This window comes from Salmonella sp. NW722, assembly GCF_051702785.1.
Classification (GTDB): domain Bacteria; phylum Pseudomonadota; class Gammaproteobacteria; order Enterobacterales; family Enterobacteriaceae; genus Salmonella; species Salmonella enterica.
In genome coordinates this window covers 705,779-730,472 of sequence record NZ_JAMMIN010000002.1, presented here as the reverse complement: position 1 = coordinate 730,472, position 24,694 = coordinate 705,779, and the positions used below count along the sequence as shown (strand labels likewise).

Sequence of the window (24,694 nt, the reverse complement as noted above, 5' to 3'; positions counted from 1 at the left end):
ATTTTTCGTCCGAGGACGTTAAGAATCCGTATCTTCGAGTGCCCACACAGATTGTCTGATAAATTGTTAAAGAGCAGGTGCGACGCGGCTTTCAGCTCACCGTCGCGAGGTGGCGTATATTACGCTTTCCTCTTTTTGAGTCAAGCCTTTATTTTCGCTTTCCTCACAGACTTCTTAACGAAGCCTTTCTGACCCGGCGGCCTGTATGCCGTTGTTCCGTGTCAGTGGTGGCGCATTATAGGGAGTTATTAGAGCCTGACAAGACCTAAATGCAAAAAAAAGCTCAACCGTTCACTTTTCAAACAACATTTGAACCAAAAGCCTATTTTCGCCTGGTTTTTAAACAAAAACGAGCCCGTCAGGGCCCGTTTTATTCAAATTTGTGACTTACTGCACTGCCACAATACGATCATCATTGGCTTCAAGGCGAATCACTTTGCCAGGAACCAGTTCACCAGACAGGATTTGCTGCGCCAGTGGGTTTTCGATCTGCTGTTGAATAGCACGTTTTAACGGACGCGCCCCGTAGACCGGATCGTAACCGTTGGCGCTCAACAGTTTCAGCGCCTCGTCGGAGATATGGATTTCATAACCACGTTCTTCCAGACGTTTGTACAGACGCTGCAGCTGGATCTGAGCAATAGAAGCGATGTGTTGTTCACCTAACGGATGGAATACCACAACTTCATCAATACGGTTGATAAATTCCGGACGGAAGTTTTGGCTAACCACACCCAGCACCATCTCTTTCATTCGACCGTAATCCAGTTCGCCAAAGCGCTCCTGAATGAGATCGGAACCGAGGTTAGAAGTCATAATGACCACCGTATTACGGAAGTCGACCGTTCTCCCCTGCCCGTCAGTCAGCCGACCGTCGTCCAGCACCTGCAACAGAATGTTGAATACATCCGGATGCGCTTTTTCTACTTCATCCAACAAGATGACGGAATAAGGACGACGGCGTACCGCTTCCGTCAAATAACCGCCTTCTTCATAGCCGACATATCCCGGAGGCGCCCCGACCAAACGAGACACGGAGTGTTTCTCCATAAACTCAGACATGTCGATACGCACCATCGCGTCGTCGCTGTCGAACATAAAGTTAGCCAGCGCTTTACACAGTTCGGTTTTACCGACCCCGGTCGGCCCAAGGAACAGGAAGGAACCAATCGGACGGTTCGGATCGGACAGCCCCGCGCGGCTACGACGTATGGCGTTCGATACTGCTTCAACGGCTTCATTCTGCCCGATCACACGGCTGTGTAACTCTTGTTCCATACGCAACAGTTTTTCACGTTCGCCTTCCAGCATTCTGGCAACCGGAATACCGGTCCAGCGCGCCAGCACTTCGGCAATTTCCGCATCCGTTACTTTGTTACGTAACAGACGCATGGTTTTACCTTCCGACTGGGTCGCGGCTTCCAACTGTTTTTCCAGCTCCGGAATTTTGCCGTACTGCAGTTCAGACATTCGCGCCAGGTCGCCAACGCGACGCGCCTGCTCGATGGCGATCTTCGCCTGCTCCAGCTCCGCTTTAATAGTTTGCGTCCCAGAGAGCGACGCTTTTTCCGCTTTCCACTCTTCTTCTAACTCAGAATACTGGCGCTCTTTGTCGTCCAGTTCTTCATTCAGCATATCGAGACGTTTTTTACTCGCCTCGTCAGACTCTTTCATCAACGCCTGCTGTTCCAGTTTGAGCTGAATAATGCGGCGGTCGAGTCTGTCCAGCTCCTCCGGCTTAGAGTCAATCTGCATACGAATGCTGGATGCCGCTTCATCGATGAGGTCGATAGCTTTATCCGGCAACTGACGGTCGGCGATATAGCGATGAGACAATGTTGCCGCCGCCACAATCGCCGGGTCAGTGATCTGCACATGGTGGTGCAGCTCGTAACGTTCTTTCAGGCCACGCAGAATAGCAATGGTGTCTTCCACTGAAGGTTCTGCGACAAACACTTTTTGAAAACGACGTTCCAGCGCCGCGTCTTTTTCAATGTACTGACGGTATTCATCCAGCGTGGTGGCGCCCACACAGTGCAGTTCACCACGCGCCAGCGCCGGTTTCAGCATATTCCCGGCGTCCATGGCGCCATCGGCCTTACCTGCGCCAACCATGGTGTGCAGCTCGTCAATAAACAGAATGACGTTGCCTTCCTGTTTCGCCAGATCGTTCAGCACGCCTTTCAGACGCTCTTCAAATTCGCCGCGATATTTCGCCCCCGCCACCAGCGCGCCCATATCCAGCGCCAGCACGCGACGACCTTTTAAGCCTTCAGGGACTTCACCGTTAATAATGCGCTGCGCCAGCCCTTCAACAATTGCCGTTTTACCTACGCCCGGCTCACCGATCAAGACGGGGTTGTTTTTGGTACGACGTTGCAGTACCTGAATGGTACGGCGAATTTCTTCATCACGACCAATTACCGGGTCAAGCTTGCCTTGTTCAGCCCGCTCGGTCAGATCGACGGTATATTTTTTCAAGGCCTGACGTTGGTCTTCAGCCCCTTGATCGTTCACGCTTTCACCTCCGCGCATCTGTTCAATTGCCTGAGTGATATTGGCCGTGGTCGCACCGGCTGATTTCAGCAGATCGGTTAACGTGCCGCGAGACTCAAGCGCCGCCAGAACAAACAGCTCTGACGAAATAAAATTGTCCCCCCGTTTTTGCGCCAGCTTGTCGCAAAGGTTCAGTACGCGTACCAGTTCCGAAGAAGGCTGTACGTCGCCGCCGGTGCCTTCCACCTGCGGTAAACGGCTCAGCGCCTGATCGATAGCGGTGCGCAACTGGCCAGCATTAATGCCGGCGGAGGTTAATAAAGGACGTATCGATCCCCCTTCCTGGTTCAGCAAGGCGCTCATTAAATGAAGAGGTTCGATGAATTGGTTGTCGTGCCCCAGCGCGAGCGACTGGGCATCGGCAAGAGCAAGCTGGAATTTGTTAGTAAGACGATCCAGACGCATAACTCCTCCCATAACAGGTCAAAATTGCTACTGGAGATTAAATGAGGTCATCCCTCAATTATTCAAGGTGAATGACCTGAATTATGTGAAAAGAAAGTTACCCGTACCGGATCGTCTTGATTCTTTAGGTTATATCAGCCAAATAAAACTTGCCATACGACCTGTCGTCTTGTCGCGACGATAAGAGAAGAAAGTCTCACTTTCGCTAAAGGTGCAGCGATCCCCGCCATAGACATGTTCAACGCCGGTATTCGCCAGACGTTGGCGTGCAAGCTGATAAATATCCGCCAGAAATTTTTCCCCGTGCGGCAAAAATGCGCTATCGGCTTGCGCATCTTTTGCTAAAAATGCGTCACGCACTTCCGGCCCCACTTCAAACGCGGTCGGGCCGATCGCCGGACCTAACCAGGCGATGATATTTTCTGGTTTGTCAGCAAAGCAGGTGACAGTTTCCTCCAGTACGCCTTCACATAATCCGCGCCAGCCCGCATGAGCCGCCGCCACTTCTGTTCCCTCACGGTTACAGAATAGCACAGGCAGGCAGTCTGCCGTCATTACCGCGCAGACGGTTCCAGGCGTATTGCTGTAAGACGCATCCGCACGTTTGGAGGCATAAGGTTCTCCGGTAAGCCTCAACACATTTTTACCGTGAACCTGTTCAAGCCAGACAGGTTTCGAAGGCAGATTGCCCGCCGCAAACAGACGCTTGCGGTTCTCTTCAACATGCTCCGGGTTATCGCCGCAATGCGCGCCCAGATTCAACGAATCGTAAGGCGGTAAACTCACCCCGCCAATACGGGTAGAACTACAGGCTGCGACGCCTTTCGGCAGCGGCCACTGCGGGACAATCAGTGCATTCATAACCAGTCCACATCATCTTTATGATCTTCGAAATCGGCGCGCATCGCATCGATAAGGTCCACCATATCTTGTGGAATCGGCGCGTGCCACTCCATTTCGATACCCGATACAGGATGGTAGAGACGCAGCATCGTTGCATGAAGCGCCTGGCGGTCAAACTTACGCAACGTGGAAATAAACTCTTCCGATGCGCCTTTCGGTGGACGTGGACGACCACCGTAGACCTGATCGCCCACTAACGGGTGCGTAATATGCGCCATATGCACGCGGATCTGGTGCGTACGCCCGGTCTCCAGACGCAGCCTAAGACGCGTGTGCACACGGAAATGTTCCATAATGCGGTAGTGGGTCACCGCCGGTTTGCCCATGGGATGCACCGACATATGGGTACGTTTGGTCGGGTGACGACTGATGGGTTCATTCACCGTTCCCCCCGCCGTCATATGTCCGATCGCGACCGCTTCATATTCGCGGGTGATCTCGCGCAGCTGCAAAGACTCCACCAGGCGTGTTTGCGCCGGAACGGTTTTGGCCACCACCATCAGCCCCGTCGTGTCCTTATCCAGACGATGCACAATGCCCGCGCGCGGAACATCCGCAATCGGCGGATAATAATGTAGCAACGCGTTCAGTACCGTACCGTCCGGGTTACCCGCGCCAGGATGTACCACCAGATCGCGTGGTTTGTTGATAACCAGAATATCGTCATCTTCATAAACAATATCTAACGGGATATCCTGCGCTTCAAAACGAATCTCTTCGTCGATCTCCGCATCAATAGCCACCCGCTCGCCGCCTAACACTTTTTCTTTTGGCTTATCGCAAAGTTGACCATTGACCAACACGCGTTGATTCAAAATCCATTCTTTTATACGCGAACGTGAATAATCCGGGAACATTTCGGCCAAAGCCTGATCTAAGCGTTGACCGAGTTGGTTTTCGGAGACCGTTGCGGTGAGTTGTACTCGTTGTGCCATATACAGCTTCTTCGTTTAACGTTGGGTTTTACGGCTTTGCCGTTTAATATAGTGTGCTATTGTAGCTGGTCTTAACCGGGAGCAGGAACAGAGAATCTCCCGTAAAACATTTTGAGGAAAGTCAAAACGTCATGACGCGCATGAAATATCTGGTGGCAGCAGCCACGTTGAGCCTGTTTCTGGCGGGTTGCTCGGGTTCAAAGGAAGAGGTGCCCGATAATCCGCCGAATGAAATCTACGCGACTGCTCAGCAAAAGCTGCAGGACGGTAACTGGAAACAGGCAATAACGCAATTGGAAGCGTTAGATAATCGTTATCCATTCGGACCGTATTCTCAGCAGGTGCAGTTGGATCTTATCTACGCCTATTACAAAAACGCCGATTTGCCGCTAGCGCAGGCCGCCATCGATCGTTTTATGCGTCTTAATCCAACGCACCCTAATATTGACTATGTCATGTACATGCGCGGCCTGACGAACATGGCGCTGGATGATAGCGCGCTGCAGGGTTTCTTTGGCGTCGATCGCAGCGATCGCGATCCGCAACATGCGCGGGCGGCGTTCAATGACTTTTCGAAACTGGTACGCAGCTATCCTAATAGCCAGTACACCACCGACGCCACTAAGCGTCTGGTATTCCTGAAAGACCGTCTGGCGAAATATGAATATTCCGTCGCAGAGTACTATACCGCGCGCGGCGCATGGGTTGCGGTCGTAAACCGGGTAGAAGGTATGCTACGCAATTATCCTGATACGCAGGCCACGCGCGATGCGTTGCCGCTGATGGAAAACGCCTATCGTCAGATGCAGCTGAATGCGCAGGCTGACAAAGTCGCGAAAATTATTGCTGCTAACAGCAAAAACACCTGAAGCAATACCAACACGCAAAACGGCAGCCTTCCGGCTGCCGTTTTTTTATTCGATATCTGATGCAACAGAAATGATTTCACTGCAACGCATCCAGTCAAATATGGCCTGCTTTCAGCCATTCCTCAAGCAAAAGATCGCTTCTTCCTGCGATGCCTCACAAAAAGTTCGCCTTGACAAAAAGTGACAAAATAATGTGATTTACATCACACATTTTGACATTAAGAACGGTATGCTGGAATCACCAAGACGGGAAAGACAAGAGGTAAAATTTATGACAATGAACATTACCAGTAAACAAATGGAAATTACTCCGGCAATCCGCCAACATGTCGCAGACCGTCTCGCCAAACTGGAAAAATGGCAAACTCACCTGATTAATCCTCATATCATTCTGTCTAAAGAGCCACAGGGCTTTATTGCTGACGCCACCATTAATACACCGAACGGACATCTGGTCGCCAGCGCAAAACACGAAGATATGTACACCGCTATTAATGAATTGATCAACAAGCTGGAACGGCAGCTCAATAAAGTGCAGCACAAAGGCGAAGCCCGTCGTGCCACCGCATCGGTGAAAGATGCCAGCTTCGTCGAAGCAGAAGAAGAGTAGTCCCTTACATTGAGTGTATCGCCAACGCGCCTTCGGGCGCGTTTTTTGTTGACAGGATTAAAACAGTACGGGTACTGTACTTACGTACACAAAGGAAACAGTTATGAAGCTCACCCGGTTTTTCTTCGCATTCTTTTTTATCTTCCCCTGACCGGGAGGCGTTTCGTCATGTGATAAAGAATGCGAAGACGAACAAGAAGGCCTCCCCCACCGGGAGGCCTTTTTTATTGATAACAAAAAAGGCAACACTATGACATCGGAAAACCCATTACTGGCGCTGCGAGATAAAATCAGCGCTTTAGACGAAGAGTTACTGGCCTTACTGGCAAAACGACGCGCGCTGGCGATTGAAGTGGGACAAGCAAAACTACTGTCGCATCGTCCGGTTCGGGATATCGATCGTGAACGCGCGCTGCTGGACAGGCTCATCCATCTCGGTAAAGCCCACCATCTCGACGCACACTACATTACCCGTCTGTTCCAGCTTATCATTGAAGACTCCGTGCTTACTCAGCAGGCGCTGTTGCAACAACATCTGAATAATACTCACCCTCATTCGGCACGTATTGCGTTTCTTGGGCCGAAAGGCTCCTATTCTCATCTCGCGGCGCGCCAGTATGCTGCACGCCATTTTGAGCAATTTATTGAGAGCGGCTGCGCAAAATTCACCGATATTTTTCATCAGGTCGAAACCGGCCAGGCCGATTACGCCGTGGTTCCGATAGAGAACACCAGCTCCGGCGCTATCAACGATGTGTACGACTTATTGCAACACACCAGTCTGTCAATTGTCGGTGAGATGACCGTCACTATCGATCACTGCGTACTGGTTTCCGGCGCTACGGATCTGAATACCATCGAAACGGTGTACAGCCATCCGCAGCCGTTCCAGCAGTGCAGTAAGTTTTTGAGCCGCTATCCGCACTGGAAAATCAACTATACCGAGAGTACGTCGGCAGCGATGGAAAAAGTCGCGCAGGCGAACTCTCCGCGCGTCGCGGCGCTCGGCAGCGAGGCAGGTGGCATGTTGCACGGATTACAGGTGCTGGAACGCATCGCCGCAAACCAGACGCAGAATATCACCCGCTTTCTGGTACTGGCGCGCAAAGCCATCAACGTTTCCGATCAGGTTCCGGCAAAAACCACTCTGTTAATCGCCACCGGGCAGCAAGCTGGCGCGCTGGTCGAAGCGCTGCTGGTGCTGCGTAACCACAATCTCATCATGACGAAACTGGAGTCGCGCCCCATTCACGGCAATCCGTGGGAAGAGATGTTTTATCTCGATATTCAGGCGAACCTGGAGTCGCAGGTAATGCAAAGCGCGCTAAAAGAGCTGGGCGAGATCACGCGCTCAATGAAAGTGCTTGGCTGCTATCCCAGCGAAAACGTCGTGCCGGTAGAACCTGCCTGACGTTCAATAAAACGGCATTTCTTCATCCCTGCGACGGCTACCTGCAGGGTGAAGATGGCGCCGGAGAGCGGATAATCCGCCACTTCCTGAGCAGACATATTTTCTCTGGTAGTTGTAATAAACAGCGTTTTCATATCTGCGCCGCCAAAGCAAACCATCGTCGGACAACGTACCGGCAACCGGTACTCTTCCAGCTGCTCTCCTTGCGGTGAGAAACGCGCCACGCGCCAGCCGTCAAACATCGCGCTCCAGTAGCACCCTTCACTATCCATCGCCGCGCCGTCGGGAAGTCCTTCTCCTTCGCCAAAATGGCGAAAAAGTTCACGCTTGCCCGGTTCGCCATGCTTATCAAGTAACGTGCGGTATATCACGCCATTCGGCGTATCGGAGGTATACATCCACTGGTTATCCGGGCTGAACGCCAGGCCGTTGTGTCCCTGGATATCGCACTGGATCACTTTTGCCGTCAGGTCATGATCGATCCGCATCAGCAACGCGCCATTATAGTCACCTGGCGCCCAGAACGTTCCGGCATAAAAACGTCCATCGCCATCAGTGCCGCCATCGTTGAAACGCGCCAGTTTCGTATTAGAGGGATTGTCGCAAATCTTACGCTGCAATAATCCATTTTTATCGGCCAGCCAGATAGCATGACGCATGGCCACAATAAATCCGCCCTGCTCACGCAAGGCAAAACAGCCCACCTCTTCCGGAAACGCCAGCACGCTATGCGTCCCGCTCGCCGGATGGTAACGATGGATCTCCTGTTCCAGGATATCGGTCCAATACAGCGCGCTTTCATCCTCGCTCCATGTGGGGCATTCTGGTAGATGTCCGACATAATCAAATAAAACGTGCGGCGTAGTCATAACGGTTCCTTAAACGAAAAAAGCCAGCAAAGCTGGCTTTTAGTATAGATGTCATCATTATGGTCGGCTGTCATTCGCCTGACGCAATAACACACGGCTTTCATTCTGGAAGCGTCTGGCATAATCGCCAAACCAGTGTTCAACTTTGCGAAAACTGTCGATAAAAGCCTGCTTATCACCCTGTTCCAGTAACCCGATCGCATCGCCAAAACGTTTATAGTAACGCTTGATAAGCGCCAGATTGCGCTCCGACGACATAATAATGTCCGCATACAGCTGCGGGTCCTGGGCGAACAGACGCCCGACCATCGCCAGCTCCAGTCGATAAATCGGCGATGATAGCGCCAGAAGCTGCTCAAGCTGGACGTTCTCTTCCGCCAGATGCAGCCCATAAGCGAAGGTAGCAAAGTGGCGCAGCGCCTGGATAAAAGCCATGTTCTGATCGTGCTCGACAGCGCTAATTCGATGCAACCGCGCGCCCCACACCTGGATTTGCTCAAGGAACCACTGATACGCTTCCGGTTGACGCCCGTCACACCAGACCACCACCTGCTTCGCCAGGCTCCCGCTGTCCGGACCAAACATCGGATGCAAGCCCAACACGGGGCCATCATGGGCCGCCAACATTGCCTGCAACGGACCGCTTTTTACCGATGCCAGATCGACCAGAATACAGTCGGACGGCAGGGGCGGCAGTTGCGCTATCACCTGTTCAGTAACATGAATCGGCACGCTGACGATCACCATTCCGGCATCGGCGACAATGTCCCTGGCGCGCGGCCAGTCCTGCTGTTCCAGAATACGGACCTGATAGCCCGACAGCGTGAGCATTTTTTCAAACAGACGCCCCATCTGTCCGCCGCCGCCCACAATGACGACCGGACGCAGAGAAGGACAAAGCGTTTTGAACCCCTTATCATTTTCGCTGGAGTAAGATTCACGCATTACCCGGCGCAGGACATCTTCAATGAGATCGGGCGGGACACCGATCGCTTCTGCTTCCGCCCGTCGTGAAGCCAGCATAGAGGCCTCACGCTCCGGCACGTAAATAGGCAGGCCAAAACGGCTTTTCACCTCGCCGACTTTGGCAACCAGTTCCAGGCGCTTAGCCAGTAAATTCAACAACGCTTTATCGACATCATCTATTTGATCGCGTAACGCGGTCAATTCAGCAACCATAACAACCTCTTATGCGACACGCACCGCCAGCTGGCCGCTCAAATCTTTATGAATTTCACGTAACAGGGCATCGGTCATCTCCCAGCTAATACAAGCATCGGTGACGGAAACGCCATACTTCATTTCGCTGCGCGGCTGTTCGGAAGACTGATTACCCTCATGAATATTACTTTCAATCATTAAGCCAATGATTGAACGATTGCCATCTTTAATCTGCGCAACCACAGATTCGGCAACGGCTGGCTGGCGGCGATAATCTTTATTGGAGTTACCATGACTGCAATCTACCATCAGCGAAGGACGTAGTCCCGCCTGTTCCATCTCTTTTTCACACTGAGCGACATCTGCCGGGCTATAGTTTGGCGCTTTGCCGCCACGCAGAATCACATGGCCATGCGGATTTCCCTGGGTTTGCAATAACGCAACCTGACCGGCCTGGTTAATGCCAACAAAACGATGAGGTTGCGCAGCGGCGCGCATGGCGTTAATCGCTGTCGCCAGGCTGCCATCCGTGCCGTTTTTAAAGCCGACCGGCATAGAAAGACCAGACGCCATTTCGCGGTGGGTTTGCGATTCGGTTGTGCGCGCGCCTATCGCCGACCAGCTAAACAGATCGCCCAGGTATTGCGGGCTGTTCGGATCCAACGCTTCGGTCGCCAATGGCAACCCCATATTCACCAGTTCCACCAGTAGCTGACGCGCTATTTTCAACCCGGCTTCCACATCAAATGAGCCATCCATGTGAGGATCGTTAATCAGCCCTTTCCAGCCGACGGTAGTTCGCGGCTTTTCAAAATAGACGCGCATTACCAGATAGAGGCTATCGCTGACCTCTGCGGCAAGGGCTTTAAATCGACGGGCATATTCCAGAGCGGTTTCAGGATCGTGAATAGAACAAGGACCGCATACCACCAACAGACGCGGATCGCGCCCGGCAATAATGTCAGAAATGATTCCCCGGGACTGCGCTATCTGCGCTTCCTGCGCCAGGCTCAACGGAAAGGCCGCTTTAAGCTGCTCCGGCGTCATTAATACCTGTTCATCGGTGATACGTACGTTATTCAGCGCGTCTTTTTGCATGATGGCGATCCTGTCTTTTCTTGTTTGCGATAGTTGATCCTCCACGAGGATGTTTAAACCATACCACAAAAAGTAAAGATTTCAATCCATATTACGTAAAATAAACTTTACACCATGCGCAATCATCGATTAAAACACTCCACTTTGTATCAAAAACTTTACACAACAAGTGAATTATTTTATTCCCAGCCTCAGAAAAGCGGTAAAATGAGCGATGCTCGCTATTTTTTGATTATTTTTTCTTCGCACACATATTTTTACTTTCTGATATAGGGTGATTAATACCATTATCACAAGAATTTAATATCAGGGATGCCATTTAAATTATTCATATTATCAATAAGAAATAATGACGATATGGCAAAATAATGTTATTTTGCTACAAACAATCATGGATGTATTTTAATGCTTTACGACTGAAGATGGTGGGGACTTGTTAATGCGTTTTTCTCACCGATTTATCCTTCTGTTATCGCTATTATTAGCAAGCTTGCCTCTGTATGCTCAACGCGTCACGGAAGAAGAGAAATCCGTACGCGCCATCGTCTCCGGTATTGTCAGTTATACACACTGGCCGGCGTTATCCGGGCCACCAAGGCTATGCATATTTTCATCTGCGCGTTTTGTCAGGGTACTTAGCGAAGAGGCTGACTGGGCTTTCCCTTATCAACCGCTTGTCATCCGTACCACACAAGAAGCCCTGAGCGCCCGCTGTGATGGTTTTTACTTTGGCAATGAATCGCCAGCTTATCAGGTGGAGTTAACGCGTCATTATCCAGTTAATGCCTTGTTATTAATTGCCGAGCAAAATACCGAATGTATTATTGGCAGCGCATTTTGTCTGATCATTAACAATGATGAAGTCAAATTTTCCGTCAACCTGGACTCCCTCTCGCATAGCGGCGTGAGAGTGAATCCAGAAGTATTAATGCTTGCACGGAATCAAAAGCATGAATAAGGAATTTTCTCTGTCCAGGCCAACATTTAAACGCACACTACGGCGGATTAGTATAATCAGCGTGCTGCTTACGATGACATTGATCTGGCTATTAATTTGCGTTGCGTCTGTCCTTACGCTCAAACAGTATGCGCAAAAAAATCTCGATTTGACCGCCGCCACAATGGCCCACAGCCTTGAAGCGGCACTGGTATTTTCCGATAACGCGGCCGCAGCGGAAACGCTCGCCACACTGGGACGCCAGGGACAATTTTCAGCGGCGGAGGTCCGCGATAAAAATGGCCGTACTATCGCCTCATGGCGCTATGATGCGCGAGCCGCAGACGATAAGCTCATCGGCTTAATTAGCCACTGGCTTTTTCCATTGCCGGTATCGCAACCCGTCTGGCACAACGGCAGGGCTATCGGCGAAGTACGGCTTGTCGCCCGCGACAGCCTTATTGGTCATTTTATCTGGCTATCGCTGGCAGTGCTGACAGGATGTATTCTGCTGGCATCCGGCATTGCCCTGCTGCTCACGCGTTATTTACACAATGGCGTTGTGGATGCGCTGCAAAATATTACTGAAGTTGTACACGACGTTCGCACTAACCGAAATTTTTCACGCCGGGTACCTGATGAGCGTATTGCGGAATTTCACCTGTTTGCGCAGGATTTCAATAGCCTTCTGGATGAGATGGAAGAATGGCAGCTACGGCTTCAGGCTAAAAATGCCCAGTTACTACGTACCGCGCTGCACGATCCGCTGACGGGGCTTGCCAATCGCGCGGCATTTCGCAGCTGTATTAACGCGCTGATGAAGGACAATTCCGCTCGTAGCAGTTCGGCATTGTTATTTCTGGATGGCGATAACTTTAAATATATTAATGATACCTGGGGACATGCGGCAGGCGACCGCGTACTTATAGAGGTTGCCAAAAGATTAGCGGAATTCGGTGGTAGCCGTTATCAGACTTACCGACTCGGCGGCGATGAATTTGCGATGGTGCTTTACGATGTACATTCGGAATATGAAGTACAACGTATTTGCGCAGCGCTATCCCAGGCGTTTAATCGACCTTTTGAACTGCATAACGGCCAGCGAATAACGATGACCCTGAGTATTGGCTTTGCGCTGACATGGGAACATGCCACTGCCGAAAAACTACAAGAACTGGCCGATCGAAATATGTATCAGGCTAAACACCGGCGTGCGGAACGCTCGCTAAACTAAGGAACGGGCCTGGCCGTTTCTGACTCAGCGTTGAGACCACTGACCCAGACTAAACATGCAACCGTCTATGGCGTGGAGCAAACCCATAAAAAAAGGGGCCAGCGTAATGCCAGCCCCTTCTTTTCTACAAGCTTTCGGATGTTGCGAAAGCGCGTTCTTAGTTAAGACGCTCTTTGATACGAGCCGCTTTACCAGTACGCTCACGCAGGTAGTACAGTTTAGCTTTACGAACAGCACCACGACGTTTAACAGCAATGCTGTCAACTACCGGAGAGTGAGTCTGGAAGACACGCTCAACGCCTTCGCCGTTGGAAATTTTACGAACAGTGAATGCAGAGTGCAGACCGCGGTTACGAATAGCGATAACCACGCCCTCGAATGCCTGCAGACGTTTCTTGGTACCTTCAACAACCCATACTTTCACTTCCACGGTATCGCCCGGACGGAAGGAAGGTACGTTCTGCTTCATCTGCTCTTGTTCAAGTTGCTTAATAATGTTGCTCATAATTTAATCTCTTATCCTGGGTAAACTGATATTCGGGGGCCTATGCCATCCCATCATGTTTATGCTGCTGTTGTGCGTGTTCTGTTTTGAACTCCGCCAGCAACCTTGCTTGCTCTTCAGTCAGAGCCAGGTTTTCCAGAAGTTCAGGTCTTCTAAGCCAGGTTCGGCCCAGCGACTGTTTCAAACGCCAGCGACGTATCTCAGCATGGTTTCCCGACAGCAATACTGGCGGTACTTCCATCCCCTCTAACACTTCAGGGCGCGTATAGTGCGGACAATCCAGCAACCCATCAGCAAACGAATCTTCGATTGCTGATGCCTCATGCCCCAGAACCCCCGGTATAAACCGGGCGACGGAGTCAATCAGCGTCATTGCCGGTAGTTCGCCACCGCTGAGAACGTAATCGCCAATTGACCATTCTTCGTCAATTTCGGTCTGAATTACGCGCTCATCTACGCCTTCGTAGCGACCACACACCAGAATAAGCTTCTGATTCGTGGCCAGCTCGCTAACGCCCGCTTGATCAAGCTTGCGTCCCTGAGGCGACAGATAAATCACTTTAGCGCCTTCACCTGCCGCGGCTTTTGCTGCGTGAATGGCGTCCCGCAAGGGTTGCACCATCATTAACATCCCCGGTCCGCCGCCGTAAGGACGATCGTCCACGGTACGGTGCCGGTCATGCGTGAAGTCGCGAGGACTCCAGCTTTGGATGTTCAGCAGGCCTTTTTTTACTGCCCGGCCAGTTACCCCGTAATCGGTAATTGCGCGGAACATTTCAGGAAACAGGCTAACTATGCCAATAAACACAAGCCAATCCCCATAACGCCATTTATTACCGTTTATTCGGTGGTTTAAAAACCAGGATCCCAGTCTACTTCGATAGTACGAGTAGCGAGATCGACTTTCTTGATAACCTGCCCATCGAGGAACGGTACTAGTCGTTCCTTGATACCAAATGCATCTTTCAGGTTCGCCTTAATGACGAGAACGTCATTCGACCCGGTTTCCATCATGTCGATAACTTTACCGAGATCGTAGCCTTCAGCGGTGACTACCTGGCAGCCCATCAGGTCTTTCCAGTAGTAGTCTCCCTCCTCAAGCGCAGGAAGTTGCGAGGAATCCACGACAATTTCGCAATTCGTCAGAAGATTCGCGGCATCTCGATCGTCAACGCCTTTCAGCTTGATGATCAGATCCTGATTGTGGTGCTTCCAGCTTTCCAGCTGTACCTGCTGCCACTGACCCGCCTTCTGGATAAACCAGGGCTGATAGTCAAAAATGCTTTCGGCGTCTTCAGTGGAGGAAAACACTCTGAGCCAACCACGGATACCGTATGAAGAACCCATTTTCCCCAGTACAACCGGTTCAGCGGGTACTTGTGCGGCGAGTTGCTTGCTCATCATGACCACCGTGACAGATTAAGCTGCTTTTTTTACTTCTTTGATCAGCGCCGCAACGCGATCGGAAATGGTTGCGCCCTGGCCAACCCAGTGAGCGATGCGATCCAGATCCAGGCGGGTGCCTTCTTCTTTTTCGCTAGCGATTGGGTTGAAGAAACCAACGCGCTCAATGAAGCGACCGTTGCGTGCATTACGGCTGTCGGTGACAACAACCTGGTAGAACGGACGCTTTTTAGCGCCGTGACGAGCTAAACGAATAGTTACCATAACATCCTCTTGTGTGAATAAAACAACCGGGCCCCATCGAGGAACGGAGCCCGGCGTCATATTAAAAGCCCGAAAATTTTACTGATTTCTGGGAAAAAAGCAATCAACAGTTAATAACTCTGCTGTAGAAGGCCGTCGGCGGCGCAGCGAGTTCGGTGCCGGCGTGCGCGCAGCCACCGCAGCGTACACGCAGTACGTGAGGATGGCGAGCACACCCCGGTGCCGAAATAGCAAGTGAGCCAGGCAGGGAAATTAGCGGCCAGGGAAGCCTGGCGGCATCATCCCCTTCATACTCCGCATCATCTTCGCCATCCCGCCATTCTTCATCTTCTTCATCATGCGCTGCATGTCGTCGAACTGTTTCAGAAGGCGGTTAACGTCCTGCACCTGCATCCCACAGCCCTGAGCGATACGACGCTTGCGGGAACCTTTGATGATTTCCGGCTTCGCGCGTTCTTTCAGCGTCATCGAATTGATGATCGCCTCCATACGCACCAGCACTTTGTCATCCATCTGCGATTTAACGTTGTCCGGAATCTGCCCCATGCCCGGTAATTTGCCCATCAGACTGGCCATACCGCCCATGTTTTTCATCTGTTTGAGCTGTTCCAGGAAGTCGTTCAGGTCGAAACCGTCGCCTTTCTTCAGTTTGGTCGCCAGCTTCTCAGCCTGTGCGCGGTCAACTTTGCTTTCGATATCTTCGATAAGAGACAGTACGTCGCCCATGCCGAGAATACGCGAGGCGATACGATCCGGGTGGAACGGCTCCAGCGCGTCGGTTTTCTCGCCGACACCGAGGAATTTAATCGGCTTACCGGTGATATGACGAATAGAGAGCGCCGCACCGCCACGAGCATCACCATCAACTTTGGTCAGCACCACGCCGGTTAACGGCAGCGCTTCGTTAAAGGCTTTTGCGGTATTCGCCGCATCCTGACCGGTCATCGCATCGACGACAAACAGCGTTTCTACTGGCTTGATAGAAGCGTGGACCTGTTTGATTTCGTCCATCATCGCTTCGTCAACGTGCAGACGACCGGCGGTATCCACCAGCAGCACGTCGTAGAATTTGAGCTTCGCTTCTTTCAGCGCGGCGTTGACGATATCAACCGGTTTCTGGCCGACATCAGACGGGAAGAAATCCACGCCAACCTGCTCAGCCAGCGTTTCGAGCTGTTTGATCGCCGCCGGGCGATAGACGTCGGCAGAGACGACCAGCACTTTCTTCTTGTGCTTCTCGCGCAAGAATTTACCCAGCTTACCGACGCTGGTGGTTTTACCCGCCCCCTGCAGACCCGCCATCAATACTACGGCTGGCGGCTGCGCAGCTAAATTCAGCGTCTGGTTCTCTTCGCCCATCGCCGCAACCAGTTCGCTACGGACAATCTTGACGAACTCCTGCCCTGGGGTCAGGCTCTTGTTAACTTCATGACCAACCGCTTTCTCTTTTACGCGATTGATGAACTCACGCACTACCGGCAGCGCAACGTCAGCCTCCAGCAGCGCCATGCGCACTTCGCGCAGCGTCTCTTTAACGTTGTCTTCAGTAAGGCGCCCACGGCCACTGATATTGCGCAGCGTGCGCGACAAACGATCGGTTAAATTATCAAACATTGTCTCTCGCCTGGGGTGGAAACGGTTGGTCGCCGCAGCGACACAGTTACAGAATTTCGCCACAGTATACCATGAAGCCGTCTTTGTTGTTATGCAACGGTTGGAGCTGCGGTCACGTAACGCTATACTGCTTCTCTTTCTCACTGGTCAACTGTCGACACAACTATGCCCGTTTTTGCTTTACTTGCCCTTGTCGCCTACTCCTTCAGCCTCGCGCTGATCGTTCCCGGACTGTTGCAAAAAAACAGCGGCTGGCGGCGTATGGCTATTCTTTCTGCGGTCATCGCGCTGGTGTGCCATGCTGTCGCGCTGGAATCGCGTATTCTGCCCGGCGGCGACAGTGGACAAAACCTGAGCCTGCTGAATGTCGGTTCGCTGGTCAGCCTGATGATCTGCACGGTAATGACCATTGTCGCGTCGCGTAATCGCGGCTGGTTACTTCTGCCCATTGTCTATGCTTTTGCGCTGATTAACCTGGCCTTCGCCACGTTCATGCCTAATGAATATATTACGCATCTGGAAGCGACCCCAGGCATGATGGTGCACATCGGTCTGTCGCTTTTCTCTTACGCGACGCTGATAATCGCCGCGCTGTATGCGCTACAGCTGGCGTGGATCGACTATCAGTTGAAGAACAAAAAGCTGGCGTTTAGTAATGAAATGCCGCCATTGATGAGCATTGAGCGCAAAATGTTTCATATCACGCAGATTGGCGTCGTACTGCTGACCCTTACTCTGTGTACCGGCCTGTTTTACATGCATAACCTGTTCAGTACTGAAAATATTGATAAAGCCGTGCTCTCTATCGTGGCATGGTTTGTCTATATCGTTCTGCTGTGGGGGCATTACCATGAAGGCTGGCGGGGTCGGCGGGTCGTGTGGTTTAACGTCGCAGGCGCGGGTATTCTGACGCTGGCCTATTTTGGTAGCCGCATATTACAGCAATTTGTAAGCTAAGCTTTTAAAGGAGTTTCCCCTGGAACACATTTCCACCACCACGCTGATTATCATATTAATCATCATGGTGGTCATCTCGGCCTATTTTTCCGGTTCCGAAACTGGAATGATGACGCTAAACCGTTACCGTTTACGCCATATGGCGAAGCAAGGTAATCGCTCGGCAAAACGGGTAGAAAAATTACTGCGTAAACCCGACCGACTGATAAGCCTGGTGCTGATCGGCAATAACCTGGTCAACATTCTTGCCTCGGCGCTCGGCACGATTGTGGGTATGCGGCTTTACGGCGACGCTGGCGTGGCTATCGCCACCGGGGTACTGACGTTTGTCGTGTTAGTTTTTGCCGAAGTCCTGCCCAAGACTATCGCCGCGCTCTATCCGGAAAAAGTGGCCTATCCCAGCAGCTTCCTGCTGGCGCCGTTACAGATACTGATGATGCCGCTGGTGTGGTTACTTAACACCATCACCCGCCTACTGATGCGTCTGATGGGAATTAAAACGGACATCGTGGTCAGCGGGTCGTTAAGCAAAGAGGAATTACGCACTATCGTGCATGAATCCCGTTCGCAAATCTCTCGCCGCAATCAGGATATGCTGCTGTCGGTTCTCGATCTGGAAAAGGTCAGCGTGGATGACATCATGGTGCCGCGTAATGAAATTATCGGAATCGATATCAATGACGACTGGAAGTCTATCGAGCGGCAGCTCACCCACTCGCCGCACGGACGCATTGTGCTCTATCGCGATTCGCTGGATGACGCCATCAGTATGCTGCGCGTGCGTGAAGCCTGGCGGTTAATGGCCGAGAAAAAAGAGTTCACCAAAGAGATGATGCTGCGCGCCGCCGATGAAATCTATTACGTCCCGGAAGGTACGCCGCTCAGTACGCAACTGATTAAATTTCAGCGCAATAAAAAGAAAGTCGGACTGGTCGTCAACGAATATGGCGATATCCAGGGGCTGGTCACCGTGGAAGATATTCTCGAAGAGATCGTCGGCGACTTCACCACATCGATGTCGCCGACACTGGCGGAAGAGGTCACACCGCAAAACGACGGTTCGGTCATTATTGACGGTACCGCCAACGTCCGGGAAATCAATAAAGCGTTTAACTGGCACCTGCCGGAAGATGACGCGCGCACCGTCAACGGGGTGATTCTGGAGGCGCTGGAGGAAATTCCGGTTGCTGGCACGCGCGTGCGCATTGAGCAGTACGATATCGATATTCTCGATGTACAGGAAAATATGATTAAGCAGGTAAAGGTTGTACCGGTAAAACCGCTGCGCGAGAGTGTGGCGGAGTAACACAATGGCGAACTCCGGTTCGCCTTTTTTATCGCCGTCTTTTAAGATTCCATCAATTCCTGCCATTTACTTAACAATGCAATAATGTCTTTTCAGGCATTCAGAAAGGATATTGATGTTATGTCAGAAGATTATGTAATTGAATGGGATAAGAATTTTGCAGACGACCTCAACGTCGTCGCCAGCGTTTTTTTATCGCACAACCCAACCTTATGGCCCACTATTTTCTCTCAACTTTCGACGCAACCTGAAATCTTTGAAGACGAAGATGAAGACGAATATGGGTTGCAGGACGTCCTGGATTGTAGCGGTGGCGATCTCGGAAATAACGATCTGGCACAGGCATTTTTACAAGTTCTACGCGGCGAAGGATTTATTCACCTCGTTGACTGGAAAGGTGAAGATGAAGAAGGCGAACTGGCTAATTTTGCCGCAGATCGCTTTTATGAACTCACAAAAAACCTGACGGATTCTGAGGAATTAAGAAATCTTCTTGTCGAAATAACCCAAGAGGATGAAATCTCCGATGTCTGTGAAGCCGGGGACCGTTACCTTGACGAGATCTTTGAACGCATCCAGACCGAACTCAATAAGAGGGGCTTCCAGATTTTTGATCTGAATGAAGGATCTGACACCTATAATGTGGTCGTTCTGCCAATGAGCGAATATAAAAAAATAGAGGATTTCAACACGCCGTGGCTGGAAGTGCAGGATTTTTTAAGCTAAAAAAATGGCCGACTTTACATCGGCCATCAGACTTTTACTTCGCCTTCGCTACCGTCACCATCGCCGCGCGAATGGTACGACCGTTCAGCGTATAGCCTTTCTGCATAATACCCAGCACATTGCCTGCCGGAACCTCTTCCGACTCCACCATCGCAATCGCCTGATGCACGTTCGGGTCCAGCGGCACGTTGGTCTCAGCAATCACTTCCACGCCGAACTTACGCACCACATCCAGCATAGACTTCAGCGTCAGCTCAATCCCTTCGACCATTGCCGCCATATCCGGATTGGCTTTGTCTGCGACTTCCAGCGCGCGATCCAGGCTATCGATTACCGGCAGCAATTCGTTGACGAACTTCTCGAGAGCAAATTTATGCGCTTTTTCGATATCCTGTTCAGTACGACGGCGCAGGTTTTCCATTTCCGCTTTGATGCGCAACACGGTGTCGCGTTCGCGAGTCTGGGCTTCTGCAAGCTGAACTTCCAGATTCGCAATTTTTTCATCGCGCGGATCCACCTGCTCAGCAGAATCGTTTGGTTCAACTGCCTCAACCTCTTCGTGCTGATCCATGATAATTTCTTCCGGGGCTTGCCCCTCAGGCGTTTTCTGTTCTTTACTACTCATGAATTTCTCCGCGTTTTTTTTCGCATTCATCTCGCTAACTTCGCTTATTATGGGGATCAGATTCAGGGTTTCAAGGGAAGTACTCACATTGTCATCAATCTTCGCTACAAGGACCTCAGAAAAATGAATAATCATTTCAAGTGTATCGGCATTGTGGGGCATCCGCGTCATCCCACCGCACTCACGACACATGAAATGCTCTACCGTTGGCTATGCGATCAGGGTTATGAGGTCATTGTGGAGCAACAAATCGCCCACGAATTACAGCTAAAAAATGTGCCAACCGGCACGCTGGCGGAAATTGGTCAACAGGCGGATCTGGCGGTAGTCGTGGGCGGCGACGGCAATATGCTTGGCGCAGCGCGTACGCTGGCGCGTTATGACATCAATGTGATTGGCATTAACCGCGGTAATCTTGGCTTCCTGACCGATCTCGATCCGGACAACGCCCTGCAACAATTATCTGATGTGCTGGAAGGGCGCTATATCTCCGAAAAACGTTTTCTGCTGGAAGCGCAGGTCTGCCAACAGGACCGCCAGAAGCGTATCAGCACAGCCATTAATGAAGTGGTGCTGCATCCGGGAAAAGTGGCGCATATGATCGAATTCGAGGTTTATATTGATGAAACCTTCGCTTTTTCACAGCGATCTGATGGTCTGATCATTTCTACGCCGACCGGCTCCACCGCCTATTCGCTCTCCGCAGGCGGCCCTATTCTGACCCCTTCACTGGATGCCATCACCCTGGTGCCGATGTTCCCGCATACCTTGTCGGCGCGCCCGTTAGTCATTAACAGCAGTAGCACGATTCGTCTGCGTTTTTCGCATCGCCGTAGCGATCTGGAAATTAGCTGCGACAGCCAGATAGCCCTGCCTATTCAGGAAGGAGAAGATGTGCTGATTCGCCGCTGCGATTACCATCTCAACCTGATACATCCCAAAGACTATAGCTATTTCAATACATTAAGCACAAAACTCGGTTGGTCAAAAAAATTATTCTAATTTTACGTTAGCCTCTTTACTGTATAAAAAACCAGTTTATACTGTATTTAATTACAGTCATGGTTTTTCATACAGGAAAACAGCTATGTTGGCGCAACTGACCATCAGCAATTTTGCTATCGTTCGTGAGCTTGAGATCGATTTTCAGAGCGGAATGACCGTCATTACTGGTGAAACCGGCGCGGGTAAATCTATTGCGATTGATGCCCTGGGTCTGTGTCTGGGCGGTCGCGCTGAGGCCGATATGGTCCGTACCGGAGCGACCCGCGCCGATTTGTGTGCCCGCTTTGCGCTGAAAGACACGCCTGCGGCATTGCGCTGGCTGGAAGAAAACCAGCTTGAAGAAGGGCGCGAATGCTTACTTCGCCGCGTTATCAGCAGCGATGGTCGCTCACGGGGCTTTATTAACGGCACCGCTGTGCCCCTGTCCCAATTGCGCGAGCTCGGTCAGTTGCTGATTCAAATTCACGGTCAACATGCGCACCAGCAGCTTACCAAACCCGAACAGCAAAAATCGCTGCTGGATAGCTATGCCAACGAAGCCGCTTTAGCGCAGCAGATGGCTGCTCGCTACCAATTATGGCATCAAAGCTGCCGCGATCTCGCCCATCACCAGCAACAAAGCCAGGAACGCGCCGCGCGCGCGGAACTGCTGCAATATCAGTTAAAAGAGTTGAACGACTTTAATCCGCAGGCCGGCGAATTCGAGCAAATTGACGAAGAGTACAAACGGCTGGCCAACAGCGGGCAGTTGCTTACGACCAGCCAGAACGCTCTGGCGCTACTCGCGGACGGCGAAGACGTTAACCTGCAAAGCCAGTTATATAGCGCAAAACAACTGGTTAGCGAGCTGGTAGGTATGGACAGCAAGCTTTCCGGCATCCTGGATATGCTGGAAGAAGCCACTATCCAACTCACCGAAGCCAGCGATGAATTACGCCACTATTGCGAGCGTCTGGATTTAGACCCCAATCGCCTGTTTGAGCTTGAACAGCGCATCGCTAAACAAATTTCGCTGGCGCGAAAACATCACGTCAGCCCGGAAGCGCTGCCGCAGCTTTATCAGTCACTGCTCGAAGAACAGCAGCAGCTCGACGATCAGGCCGATTCGCTGGAAACGCTAACGCTGGCGGTTAATAAGCATCACCAACAAGCGCTGGAAACGGCGCAAGCGCTGCATCAACAGCGTCAGTTTTACGCCCAGGAGCTGGGGCAGTTGATCACTGAAAGTATGCATTTACTTTCGATGCCGCACGGTCTGTTTACTATCGACGTGAAATTTGATGAGCATCATCTGAGTAACGACGGCGCCGATCGCGTGGAGTTTAAAGTGACGACAAACCCAGGTCAGCCGCTGCAGCCTATCGCTAAAGTCGCGTCTGGCGGTGAACTGTCGCGCATTGCGCTGGCTATTCAGGTGATTACCGCGCGCAAAATGGAAACGCCGGCGCTAATTTTTGACGAGGTCGATGTTGGCATCAGCGGCCCAACCGCCGCCGTGGTCGGTAAACTCCTGCGCCAGCTTGGCGAATCCACTCAGGTGATGTGCGTCACTCACCTGCCACAGGTAGCCGGGTGCGGTCACCAGCACTTCTTTGTCAGTAAAGAAACAGACGGGGCAATGACCGAAACCCATATGCAACCTTTGGATAAACGTGCGCGTTTACAGGAACTGGCCCGCCTGTTGGGAGGAAGTGAAGTTACGCGTAATACGCTGGCAAACGCAAAAGAACTGCTGGCGGCGTAAACTTTTTTATCTCCCGAAGGTCTGAGTTCACAACAAAAACGCCGTAAGACCCGACAGCAAAAGGTTTTAAAGTGATGAAAGGTCTATTATCATCGGCATATTAATATGAGCCACGTACTGCTCAGGCCCGAAAAGGAACCCAATCACTATGCGCTGTAAAACGCTGACTGCTGCCGCAGCAGTACTCCTGATGTTGACCGCAGGCTGTTCCACTCTGGAGCGAGTGGTTTACCGACCTGACATCAATCAGGGGAACTATCTTACACCTACGGATGTCGCCAAAGTGCGTGTTGGTATGACGCAACAACAGGTTGCGTATGCTTTAGGCACGCCGATGATGACCGATCCTTTTGGTACGAATACCTGGTTTTATGTCTTCCGCCAGCAGCCAGGACACGAGAACGTGACGCAGCAGACTCTGACGCTCACCTTTAACAGCAGCGGCGTGTTAACCAATATTGATAACAAACCGGCGTTGACGAAGTAATTTTGTGATACCGCCTGATGAGGTTACGTTCATCAGGCCTGCAAACCTATCCCCCGCCATTTGGTACGAATTTGCCTGATGGCGCTACGTTTATCTGGCTTACAGGCACACCTGTGCTTCAGGTGTGGTACGGCTTCCACACCGTTATCCGGCAAAAGAGGCTAATTATCTGCCAGCCGATTTTTCGGCGCGCTGGCGGCGTAATGCTTTTGGATCGGCGATTAAGGGACGGTAAATTTCAACCCGATCGCCATCCTGCACCGTATCGGTGAGTTTTACCGGACGACTGTAGATACCTACTTTATTTTTCGCCAGATCGATATCCGTACGCAATTCCAGCAAGCCGGAAGCGCGAATCGCCTCTTCGACCGTCGCGCCCTCCTCCAGCGTTACGCGCTGCAAATACTGCTTTTCCGGCAGCGCATAAGCCACTTCAACCACAAGTTTATCCGGCACGGTAAACCTCTTTGGCGCGAACCGTAAACGCCTGCACCATGTTGGACGCTAACTCTTTGAATACACGACCAAACGCCAGCTCAATGAGTTTATTGGTAAACTCAAAATCAAGCTGAAACTCAATACGGCACGCCTCGGGGCTGAGCGGGGTAAATTTCCAGCCACCGATCAGCTTTTTAAAGGGGCCATCCACCAGATGCATCAGAATGCTCTGGTTACGCGTTAGCTGATTACGCGTCGTAAACGTCTTGCTGATACCCGCCTTCGACACGTCAACAGCCGCCGTCATCTGTGCTGGCGATGACTCCAGGACGCGACTACCAACACACCCAGGCAAAAACTGGGGATACGATTGCACGTCATTCACTAACTGATACATCTGTTCCGCACTGTAGGGGACTAAAGCAGTCCGACTAATCTGAGGCATAGCAATTCCCATCAACATAAATCGTGTAAATAATACCACTTATCAGCGAGTAAAAAAAATGCTGTCCCCAACCGTCATGCCTTAATTGTGCGTGCATAGCCCAACTCATGCTAAGATAGATTTTTGCACCTCATCAGGACGTAATGGGGTGTTTTCGATATCAGATTACCTATGAATTCACGACAC

Annotated in this window: 26 protein-coding genes and 1 other annotated feature; of the genes, 12 read left to right on the top strand and 14 right to left on the bottom strand. The window is 51.4% G+C overall.

Going from position 1 to position 24,694, the window contains the following annotated elements:
• Positions 1-387: 387 nt before the first annotated feature.
• From clpB to rluD, 3 genes are all read right to left on the bottom strand, one after another.
• Positions 388-2,961, bottom strand: a complete 2,574-nt coding sequence (gene clpB, locus NA330_RS07775) for an ATP-dependent chaperone ClpB (RefSeq protein ID WP_001235092.1) — start codon at positions 2,959-2,961, stop codon at positions 388-390.
• 129 nt (positions 2,962-3,090) lie between these two features.
• Complete coding sequence (gene yfiH / locus NA330_RS07770; RefSeq protein WP_000992639.1) at positions 3,091-3,822, bottom strand: purine nucleoside phosphorylase YfiH; 732 nt, start codon at positions 3,820-3,822, stop codon at positions 3,091-3,093.
• Positions 3,819-4,799: a 23S rRNA pseudouridine(1911/1915/1917) synthase RluD gene (gene rluD / locus NA330_RS07765; RefSeq protein ID WP_000079130.1), complete on the bottom strand. Its 981-nt coding sequence runs from the start codon at positions 4,797-4,799 to the stop codon at positions 3,819-3,821. Before rluD ends, yfiH begins: the two co-directional genes overlap by 4 nt.
• A gap of 131 nt (positions 4,800-4,930) precedes the next feature.
• Between rluD and bamD the strand changes: the two genes are divergently transcribed.
• The 4 genes from bamD to pheA all read left to right on the top strand — a co-directional run bounded on the left by bamD (position 4,931) and on the right by pheA (position 7,689).
• A complete protein-coding gene (gene bamD / locus NA330_RS07760; RefSeq protein ID WP_000197660.1) occupies positions 4,931-5,668 on the top strand; it encodes an outer membrane protein assembly factor BamD in 738 nt (245 codons plus the stop codon).
• A 271-nt stretch (positions 5,669-5,939) separates the two neighbouring features.
• The gene (gene raiA / locus NA330_RS07755) at positions 5,940-6,278 is read left to right on the top strand and encodes a ribosome-associated translation inhibitor RaiA (protein WP_000178449.1); all 339 of its coding nucleotides are present in this window, start codon (positions 5,940-5,942) and stop codon (positions 6,276-6,278) included.
• Between the two features lie 102 nt (positions 6,279-6,380).
• Positions 6,381-6,506, top strand: a sequence feature (Phe leader region).
• A complete protein-coding gene (pheL, locus tag NA330_RS07750; protein WP_010989056.1) occupies positions 6,382-6,429 on the top strand; it encodes a pheA operon leader peptide PheL in 48 nt (15 codons plus the stop codon). It overlaps the preceding feature by 48 nt.
• A 22-nt stretch (positions 6,507-6,528) precedes the next feature.
• Complete coding sequence (pheA, locus tag NA330_RS07745) at positions 6,529-7,689, top strand: bifunctional chorismate mutase/prephenate dehydratase (protein WP_000200083.1); 1,161 nt, start codon at positions 6,529-6,531, stop codon at positions 7,687-7,689.
• Here pheA and NA330_RS07740 read toward each other — a convergent pair.
• From NA330_RS07740 to aroF, 3 genes are read right to left on the bottom strand one after another with little or no spacing between them, the layout of a single operon-like run.
• Positions 7,650-8,558, bottom strand: coding sequence for an SMP-30/gluconolactonase/LRE family protein (locus NA330_RS07740; RefSeq protein ID WP_023194793.1), 909 nt, complete (start codon positions 8,556-8,558; stop codon positions 7,650-7,652). The genes pheA and NA330_RS07740 overlap by 40 nt on opposite strands.
• Before the next feature lie 57 nt (positions 8,559-8,615).
• Positions 8,616-9,737 (bottom strand): bifunctional chorismate mutase/prephenate dehydrogenase, encoded by a 1,122-nt coding sequence (gene tyrA / locus NA330_RS07735; protein ID WP_000225191.1) that lies wholly within the window; start codon positions 9,735-9,737, stop codon positions 8,616-8,618.
• A 9-nt stretch (positions 9,738-9,746) separates the two neighbouring features.
• Positions 9,747-10,817, bottom strand: a complete 1,071-nt coding sequence (gene aroF, locus NA330_RS07730; protein WP_001168062.1) for a 3-deoxy-7-phosphoheptulonate synthase AroF — start codon at positions 10,815-10,817, stop codon at positions 9,747-9,749.
• 439 nt (positions 10,818-11,256) lie between these two features.
• Here aroF and NA330_RS07725 point away from each other — a divergent pair, with 439 nt between their 5' ends.
• Positions 11,257-11,775 carry a YfiR family protein gene (locus NA330_RS07725; protein ID WP_001212379.1) on the top strand — a complete coding sequence of 173 codons (519 nt, stop codon included), beginning with the start codon at positions 11,257-11,259 and terminating at the stop codon, positions 11,773-11,775.
• A complete protein-coding gene (dgcN, locus tag NA330_RS07720) occupies positions 11,768-12,988 on the top strand; it encodes a diguanylate cyclase DgcN (protein WP_001030985.1) in 1,221 nt (406 codons plus the stop codon). Before NA330_RS07725 ends, dgcN begins: the two co-directional genes overlap by 8 nt.
• Positions 12,989-13,145: 157 nt before the next feature.
• On the opposite strand, the gene rplS is transcribed toward dgcN, so the two are convergent.
• The 5 genes from rplS to ffh form a co-directional block, all read right to left on the bottom strand.
• Positions 13,146-13,493 (bottom strand): 50S ribosomal protein L19, encoded by a 348-nt coding sequence (gene rplS / locus NA330_RS07715; protein ID WP_000065257.1) that lies wholly within the window; start codon positions 13,491-13,493, stop codon positions 13,146-13,148.
• Between the two features lie 40 nt (positions 13,494-13,533).
• Positions 13,534-14,301 carry a tRNA (guanosine(37)-N1)-methyltransferase TrmD gene (trmD, locus tag NA330_RS07710; RefSeq protein ID WP_000469807.1) on the bottom strand — a complete coding sequence of 256 codons (768 nt, stop codon included), beginning with the start codon at positions 14,299-14,301 and terminating at the stop codon, positions 13,534-13,536.
• A 44-nt stretch (positions 14,302-14,345) separates the two neighbouring features.
• Positions 14,346-14,894 (bottom strand): ribosome maturation factor RimM, encoded by a 549-nt coding sequence (gene rimM / locus NA330_RS07705; RefSeq protein ID WP_000043266.1) that lies wholly within the window; start codon positions 14,892-14,894, stop codon positions 14,346-14,348.
• Between the two features lie 18 nt (positions 14,895-14,912).
• Positions 14,913-15,161, bottom strand: a complete 249-nt coding sequence (rpsP, locus tag NA330_RS07700) for a 30S ribosomal protein S16 (RefSeq protein ID WP_000256453.1) — start codon at positions 15,159-15,161, stop codon at positions 14,913-14,915.
• Positions 15,162-15,413: 252 nt separating this feature from the next.
• A complete protein-coding gene (gene ffh, locus NA330_RS07695) occupies positions 15,414-16,775 on the bottom strand; it encodes a signal recognition particle protein (RefSeq protein WP_023242164.1) in 1,362 nt (453 codons plus the stop codon).
• A gap of 165 nt (positions 16,776-16,940) precedes the next feature.
• Here ffh and NA330_RS07690 point away from each other — a divergent pair, with 165 nt between their 5' ends.
• The 3 genes from NA330_RS07690 (at position 16,941) to NA330_RS07680 (ending at position 19,764) form a co-directional block, all read left to right on the top strand.
• Positions 16,941-17,732, top strand: coding sequence for a cytochrome C assembly family protein (locus NA330_RS07690; RefSeq protein WP_001537507.1), 792 nt, complete (start codon positions 16,941-16,943; stop codon positions 17,730-17,732).
• A 19-nt stretch (positions 17,733-17,751) separates the two neighbouring features.
• Entirely contained in the window at positions 17,752-19,038 is a 1,287-nt protein-coding gene (locus NA330_RS07685; protein ID WP_127172650.1) for an HlyC/CorC family transporter, read from the top strand.
• Between the two features lie 120 nt (positions 19,039-19,158).
• On the top strand, positions 19,159-19,764 hold the full coding sequence (locus NA330_RS07680; protein ID WP_001287928.1) for a DUF6630 family protein: 606 nt from the start codon (positions 19,159-19,161) through the stop codon (positions 19,762-19,764).
• Between the two features lie 34 nt (positions 19,765-19,798).
• Here the strand turns inward: NA330_RS07680 and grpE are convergent, their stop codons facing one another.
• Positions 19,799-20,389 carry a nucleotide exchange factor GrpE gene (grpE, locus tag NA330_RS07675; RefSeq protein WP_001518875.1) on the bottom strand — a complete coding sequence of 197 codons (591 nt, stop codon included), beginning with the start codon at positions 20,387-20,389 and terminating at the stop codon, positions 19,799-19,801.
• Between the two features lie 123 nt (positions 20,390-20,512).
• Here grpE and nadK point away from each other — a divergent pair, with 123 nt between their 5' ends.
• The 3 genes from nadK to bamE all read left to right on the top strand — a co-directional run bounded on the left by nadK (position 20,513) and on the right by bamE (position 23,625).
• Entirely contained in the window at positions 20,513-21,391 is an 879-nt protein-coding gene (nadK, locus tag NA330_RS07670) for an NAD(+) kinase (protein ID WP_001059155.1), read from the top strand.
• Between the two features lie 85 nt (positions 21,392-21,476).
• Positions 21,477-23,138, top strand: a complete 1,662-nt coding sequence (gene recN / locus NA330_RS07665; protein WP_000880965.1) for a DNA repair protein RecN — start codon at positions 21,477-21,479, stop codon at positions 23,136-23,138.
• Between the two features lie 148 nt (positions 23,139-23,286).
• Positions 23,287-23,625: an outer membrane protein assembly factor BamE gene (gene bamE / locus NA330_RS07660; RefSeq protein ID WP_001203445.1), complete on the top strand. Its 339-nt coding sequence runs from the start codon at positions 23,287-23,289 to the stop codon at positions 23,623-23,625.
• 165 nt (positions 23,626-23,790) lie between these two features.
• Here bamE and NA330_RS07655 read toward each other — a convergent pair whose 3' ends face one another.
• Positions 23,791-24,081 carry an RnfH family protein gene (locus NA330_RS07655; protein ID WP_001112990.1) on the bottom strand — a complete coding sequence of 97 codons (291 nt, stop codon included), beginning with the start codon at positions 24,079-24,081 and terminating at the stop codon, positions 23,791-23,793.
• On the bottom strand, positions 24,071-24,508 hold the full coding sequence (locus NA330_RS07650; RefSeq protein WP_001543334.1) for a type II toxin-antitoxin system RatA family toxin: 438 nt from the start codon (positions 24,506-24,508) through the stop codon (positions 24,071-24,073). The genes NA330_RS07655 and NA330_RS07650 overlap by 11 nt, the downstream gene beginning before the upstream one ends.
• Positions 24,509-24,694 lie beyond the last annotated feature (186 nt).